The sequence below is a fragment of the Streptomyces sp. MZ04 genome, assembly GCF_004684775.1.
Classification (GTDB): Bacteria; Actinomycetota; Actinomycetes; order Streptomycetales; family Streptomycetaceae; genus Streptomyces.
This window is the reverse complement of the sequence record NZ_SRIC01000425.1, coordinates 1-5,196: the sequence shown is the minus strand read 5'-3', so window position 1 is coordinate 5,196 and position 5,196 is coordinate 1. Positions and strand designations below refer to the sequence as shown.

At 71.5% G+C, this 5,196-nt stretch carries 3 protein-coding genes; all 3 read right to left on the bottom strand.

Going from position 1 to position 5,196, the window contains the following annotated elements; genetic code table 11:
- Window positions 1-31 precede the first annotated feature (31 nt).
- The 3 genes from E2651_RS40980 to E2651_RS40970 are packed head-to-tail and all read right to left on the bottom strand — an operon-like array spanning window position 32 to window position 5,162.
- Window positions 32-2,431 (bottom strand): type IV secretion system DNA-binding domain-containing protein, encoded by a 2,400-nt coding sequence (locus E2651_RS40980; protein ID WP_135336356.1) that lies wholly within the window; start codon window positions 2,429-2,431, stop codon window positions 32-34.
- Complete coding sequence (locus tag E2651_RS40975) at window positions 2,428-4,257, bottom strand: ATP-binding protein (RefSeq protein WP_135336355.1); 1,830 nt, start codon at window positions 4,255-4,257, stop codon at window positions 2,428-2,430. Before E2651_RS40975 ends, E2651_RS40980 begins: the two co-directional genes overlap by 4 nt.
- The gene (locus E2651_RS40970) at window positions 4,257-5,162 is read right to left on the bottom strand and encodes a PrgI family protein (protein ID WP_135336354.1); all 906 of its coding nucleotides are present in this window, start codon (window positions 5,160-5,162) and stop codon (window positions 4,257-4,259) included. The genes E2651_RS40975 and E2651_RS40970 overlap by 1 nt, the downstream gene beginning before the upstream one ends.
- Window positions 5,163-5,196 lie beyond the last annotated feature (34 nt).

Below are 5,196 nucleotides of genomic sequence, written 5' to 3'. Positions count from 1 at the left end.
GGCTGGTCGTGGGCATGACCTTCTCCTGGGCCTATAGGGGGAGGTAGGCGGAGCGGCTCGTGGTGCCGCCGCAGCGGGCGGCGGAAGCGGCCCGCAGCGTGGTGGACCGCCCTGGGACGGCGGGAGTGAGCGGGCTGGTGGTCAGGGTGAAGGCCGCTGCTTCGGCGCCGTCGGCCAGGAGATGGGCGGCGGCTTGGTACGGGCCGAGGTGAGCGAGGTCGTGGGCGGCCAGGGTGGGCAGGGTGTGGCGTTCCAGTGCGCTGGCGTCTTCGGGGGAGGCGTTGAAGAAGACCTTGTTGCGGGCGTTGGCGGAGATGCCTTCACGCAGGTCGCGGGGGAGTTGGGCGAGGTGCTGGTGGGCCAGGTTCATGGAGAGGCGGTAGCCGCGGGCCTCGGCGAGCATGTCCTCCAAGGGGTAGGGCAGGGTGAGGAAGTTGTGCGCCTCGTCGATGTAGAGGGAGGCGTCGATGCGGGTGTGTTCGGGGGTGCGGGCTCGGGCTGCGGCGGCCTGCCAGGTTTTGGCGACGATGAAGGAGCCGAGCAGTCGGGTGGTCTCCTCGCCTAGCGCGCCTTTGGGGAGGCGGGCCAGGAGGATGCCGCCGTCCAGGACGTCGTCGAGGTGGAAGGTGGATTCGCCCGAGGCGATGGCCTGGCGGGCGAAGGAGCGCAGCAGGAAGGCGCGGAGCTTGTTCATCACGGGGCCGACGACGGCTGCACGGGAGGGCTCGGAGAGGGACTCGTACCAGAGCCAGAAACCTTTGAGGACGGGGTCTTTGATGGTGGGGATCATGCGGAGGCGGTAGGCGGGCTCGCCGAGGAGGCGGGGGATGTCGGCGAGGGTGACCAGACGGTTGGTGGCCTGTGCGTGACGGAGCAGGGTGAGGCAGGCGGCACGCATGATGTCGTCGGTGCGTGGACCCCAGAAGGCGGAGAAGATCCGGCGGAAGATGCCGGTGATGTTGTCGACAACGACGTCGATGTCCGCGCCGTCCAGGACGTTCAGGCAGGGCGGGACGTGTACGTCGTCGGGGTCGATGAGTACGAGCCGGTCGGCGCAGGTTTCGGGCAGGCGGTGCAGGAGGTCGGCAACGAGGTCGCCCTTGGGATCGATGACGATCGCGCCGCGGCCCGCGGCGACGTCATCGAGGGCGAGTTGGGCGATCAAGGTGGACTTGCCGGAGCCGGTGGCGCCCATGAGGTGGAGGTGGTGGCGGGCGTCGGGGACGGTGAGGCCGATGCCTCGTCGGCTGCCGGTGTCGGCGTGCCCGAGCGGTTTGATGCCGGGGCCGGGATGGGCGATGGCTGGAGGTGGGGCGACGGAGCGGGCGCCCGCGCGGGCCAGGCCGGGGGCATCGGCGTCGGTGGGGAGGTGGGCGAGGGCGGCGAGTTCGGGCACGGACAGCAGGTCGCCGCGGCCGGGGAAGTGGCGACTGTTCAGGGCGGAGTGAGGTGTGGGCAGGCGGTGGCGGGCCAGCCAGTTGCGGGCGGCATAGAGGGAGAAGGAGGAGGCGAGGGCGTGGGCCCGGCCGCGCAGTTGGGCCTGCGTCGCCTCCGGGGCTGCAGCCTTGGCCGGGAGCGCGACGGCGTAGCGGAGGTGGATCTCCCACTGGGGGCCGGTGAGTTTGCCGACGCTCTGGCGTACCTCGGCGCCGTGCGAGGGGTCGGTGATGGAGGGCGAGGTGCGCTGCGGGGCGTGGGCGAAGAGCCGGAAGAGGGAGGACAGGCGCGGTGCGGTGTGGCCTGCCTTCAACCGGCGGGCGCTACGGCGGGCGCGGCGCAGTCGGGCTCCGGTCGCGGGGCGGGCGAGGACCTGGACGAGGACGTGTTCGTCGTCGGCCATGCCGGTCGCGGCCTGGAGGAGAGTGCGCAGTGGGTCGTCGCGGTGATCGGTGCGCAGCGGCAGGATTTCCGGGCGGGCCAGGCGCAGGCGGCCTGCGGTGCACTGGTGGGTGGCCGGGATCGGCGGCGTCGCGTCGCGGACGGTGGTGTGCGCGCCGGGCCAGGCGGCCTCCACGGCGCGACGTACGAGAGTGGTGGGGATAGTGCCGGGCAGCCACAGGCGCACGCTCAGGCCGCCGGTGCTCCAGACGTATTCGAAGCCGATGTGTGGTTGCCCGTGCAGTAGACGCTGGTGCCAGGGCCGTAGCAGGCCGGAGAGCTGGGCCCAGAGCACCTCGCCGCCTTTGCCGGAAACAGTAGGCGGCGCGAGCACCGTGACCAGCTGGGCGCCGTCGCTGAACGTGACCTGGCGGCGCCGGTGGAGCGTGATGCGCCCGGTGATCAGGCCTATGACTGTGAGCAGGGCGCAGGGGGCGAGCCACGGCCAGGAGCCGATGAGAAGGCTGGCGGCGCCGCGTAGCAGGCCGGAGATCAAGTCCTCGGGATTGGTCAGGAACTCACCCAGCAAACCGCCCGGTTGGGTGCCGCTCACAGCCGAAGCCCCGTCAGGTCCGGAAGGCCGTACGGGTCGCCGTCCTCGTCCTGCGCGCACGACTCGTGTGCCTGGAGCTCGACTGGATCGGTGGTGATCAGTTCATGTTCGTCGGGGGACGCGAGGGGGCTGAAGGAGATCTTGGTTCGTCCGGCGAGCAGGAGTGCGCAACCCCGGGGCGCGGACAGCAGATGGTGGCGTTCACCGCGGGACAGGTGGAAGGAGGCGGCGATCTGGTCGATGGCCTGCGGGGCCTGACGCATCAGGAGCTGGGTCGCGGCGTTGGAGACGATTGCCCGGCCCAAGTCGGAGGCGAGGACGTCGTCGGCGTCCTGGGTGACCACGGCCAGGCCGGTCCAGTACTTGCGGGCAGCCTTGGCCATACGGAACAAGAAGCGTGCCCCGTGTCCGTCGCGCATCAGCAGCCAGGCCTCGTCGACGACGACCAGACGCCGCTTGAGGGAGCCCGAGTGAGCGACCTGCCGCCAGATCGCGTCGAGCGCCAGGAGCATGCTCGCGGTCTTGAGTTCCTCGGGGATCTCGCGCAAGGAGAAGACGACCAGGTGTCCGGTGGGGCGGGTGGTGGTCGGGCCGTGGAACAGCTGGCGGTGCGATCCGTTGATGTACGGGTCCAGACGCACGGCCAGGTCGCTGGCCACCGGGTCGGCTAGGGCGGCCAACTGCGCGGCGAGGTCGGCCAGGAGCGGGGCCGGGCGCGACCAGGTGGAGGGATCCGTGTTGATGCCGGCCTGGTGGTAGGTGGCAAGGACGGCCCGGTCCAGTGCGGCCCGCTCGGCTGGGTTGAGTTCCCCGCCGAGCAGGACGGCGAGGAAGGTGTGCAGGAACAGCACCCGACGGGTCAGCGCGTCCTGCTCGCCGTCCGCGCGGGGCGGCAGGCCAAACGGGTTGAGCCGTACGGCCGGGTCGCCGAGGCGGATGACGGTGCCGCCGACGGCCTCGGCCAGGCGGACGTACTCGTCCTCGGGGTCGATGACCATGGCTTCGGTGCCGGCGAACAGCAGCCGCAGCAGTTCGAGTTTGGTCAGATACGACTTGCCAGCGCCGGAACGCGCCAAGGTGATCGAGTTGTAGTTGTCCTGGGCGAAGCGGTCCCAGAGCACCAGGGAGCCGCTGGCGGTGTTGAGGCCGTAGAGCACACCGCCCGCCGACAGCGCGGCGTCGGCGGGCAGGTCGGGGGAGGCGAAGGGGAAGCAGGCCGCGAGGGCTTCGGTGTCGAAGGTTCGTCGGACCTTCAGGGTGTCAAGGCCGAGCGGGAGGGTGGCCAGCCAGCCGGGCAGCGCCCGATAGGTGGCGGGCGCGGTCGTCACCAGGAGGGACTCAGCGATCGAGCGGACCGAGGCGACCTCGTCGGACAGCCGCTCTTCGTCCTGGCCGTAGATGGTCATGTACAGGCCGAGCTGGAAGAGCTTGCCCTCGCCGCGGGCGATCCGGTAGGCGAGTTCGGCGGCGTCCTGCGCGGCGGCTTCGGTGTCGGGGTCGTCGAGCCGTCCGTGGTCCAGGCCGGTGCGACGGGAGGATTCCAGGCGGGCGCGCTGCTTCTTGAGCTGGTGGGCGGCCAGAGGGCTGGCGACCGGGTCGATGTGCAGGGCGACGTCGAGACGGCCGGGGTAGGTGAGCAGCGGGTCCAGCCAGCCGGGGACGACTTCACTGGGGTAGCCGGTGACCACCAGGGTGGCGGCGAGGTACCCGCCCACCGCCAGGGTGCGGGCGTGGACTTCGAGCCCGTCGGGACCGAGCGCGGCCAATATGTGGTGCGCGTGGACCGAGGCGGCTTGGGCAACATCACGGCGGAGGAATCGGAGCATCACGCACCTGCCAGCGGGGCGGCATCAGGGTCGGCGGCCAGGCGCAGGGTTTCCGCGGTGGTGTCGGCGTCCAGGGCCGAGACGGTGATCTCGGCGGCCTCCAGGGCGCGCGTGGCCTCGGCGATGCGGTGACCGGCGCGTGCCGCGCCGGAGGGGGTGGGTTCGCGAGCCACCAGGAGGACGTGGCGGGTGAGCAGGTCACGCTCGGCGGCCAGATCGCCGAGGAAGGCGGCATGGGCGAGTGCCGCCCGCTCCAATGCGGGATGGGGGAGTGCGGGCGCGGTCTGGGCCACCTCGTCGATCAACGGGGTGGCGTCGAGGCGGTGGGCGCGTACCAGGATCTGGGTCGGGCCGGTCAGGGAGTTGAGCCAGCGGGCGAAGGCCGCGGTGAGGGCCTGCTGCTCACCGCCGGTACGCAGATGGAAGTTGAGGGTGCTGCACGCGGCGAGGGCGGCTTGGCCGTCCGCTGCGAGGTCGAGCATGCCGGTGGGGGCGATGGACCGGCAGGGGAGGTGCAAGGGCGCCGGGGGCCGAGACGCCTGCGCCTTCCAGGGAGCGGGGGTGACTGCAGGCAGTGGAGGGACGCCTTCGGGGGCCGGTACCCGCCGCTTGGGGGTGCGGTGGAATCGGGCGGCGGCGAGCAGGAGTTGGTCCATGCCGATTCCGTCGCGCCGCCCGACCGCAGCCACGGTCACCACCACGGCGACCGGCGCGACGAGGACCAGGTACGCGAGCGGCGCCATGAAGGAGCGGCTCGCCCAGTACCCGCCGTACAGCAGGAGAGCGGCGGTGGCGAGGATCGCGGTCTGCCGTGCGGTGAGCGGGCCCAGAACTTGATCACTCTTCGCGACATCGGCGGGGATCTTGGCGGGGAGGACGCTCTCGTCATCGTCGCGGGCACTCACGACAGTTCACCTCCGAGGGGTGCGGGGTGGGGTG

Bases quoted from the DNA above. Each gene is read 5' to 3' on its own strand.
- E2651_RS40975 (WP_135336355.1), bottom strand. From the start codon at position 4,257: ATGCTCCGATTCCTCCGCCGTGATGTTGCCCAAGCCGCCTCGGTCCAC.